The organism is Mesorhizobium sp. M4A.F.Ca.ET.020.02.1.1 (genome assembly GCF_004022645.1).
Classification (GTDB): Bacteria; Pseudomonadota; Alphaproteobacteria; order Rhizobiales; family Rhizobiaceae; genus Mesorhizobium.
On the sequence record NZ_RZOI01001231.1, the window covers coordinates 1 to 875 of the forward strand.

General features: G+C 65.3%; 2 protein-coding genes. Both read right to left on the bottom strand.

Features of this window, described 5'->3' with window-relative positions; all coding sequences use genetic code 11:
- Window positions 1-33: 33 nt before the first annotated feature.
- A complete protein-coding gene (maiA, locus tag EN742_RS36275) occupies window positions 34-684 on the bottom strand; it encodes a maleylacetoacetate isomerase (protein WP_126054166.1) in 651 nt (216 codons plus the stop codon).
- A gap of 4 nt (window positions 685-688) precedes the next feature.
- A partial coding sequence (locus EN742_RS36280; protein WP_189375758.1) for a fumarylacetoacetate hydrolase family protein occupies window positions 689-875 on the bottom strand: 187 nt, incomplete at its 5' end.

Sequence of the window (875 nt, forward strand, 5' to 3'; positions counted from 1 at the left end):
GCAACTCCCAATGCTCTACCCAGAATTGTGCGGCTACTCCGCGTCTATCTGATTCTCCGGCGCCGCCTTGCGGAAAGCCGGCAGCGCCATGCAGGCGGCGTGGATCCGCGAGATCACCGGGTAGGGCGCCATGTCGACGCCGAAGCGGGCATTGTTGGTGACCTGGGCGGCGAGGCAGATATCTGCAAGGCCGGGCGTGTCGCCGTGACAGAAGGTGCCGGTCTCGGGCGCTGAAGCGAGAATCGTCTCAAGCGGCTGAAACCCTTCGTTCACCCAGTGCCGGAACCAGTTGACGACATCCTGGTCGCCGGCGCCGAACAGCGTGCGCAGCGAGGTCAGCACGCGCAGATTGTTCACCGGATGGATGTCGCAGGCGATCATCTGCGCCAGCATTCTGACGCGCGCCCGGCCGCGCGCGTCCTTCGGCAGAAGCGGCGGCTCGGGCACGGTCTCGTCGAGATATTCGATGATCGCCAGCGACTGCGTCAAAAGCCGGCCGTCGCCAAGGATCAGCGCCGGCACCAGCCCTTGCGGATTGACCGCGAGATAGGTGGCTTCGAGGTGCTCGCCGTGGCGCAGATGGTGCGGCACGTAATCGTAACTGAGGCCCTTCATCTCCAGCGCGATGCGCACGCGGTAGGAGGTGGAGGAGCGGTAGTAGTTATGGAGGATTAGGTCGCTCATCGCTTCACGTCGTCGGTTGACCGATGGTGATTTCGATGGCGCCGATGCCTTCGACGCCGCCGGTCATCGTTTCGCCCGGCCCGACCGCGCCGACGCCGGCCGGCGTGCCGGTGAAGATCAGGTCTCCCGGCTCGAGCGTCACCGCCTCGCTGCAGATCGAGACGATGTCGGCAAGCGGCCAGATCAGCTCG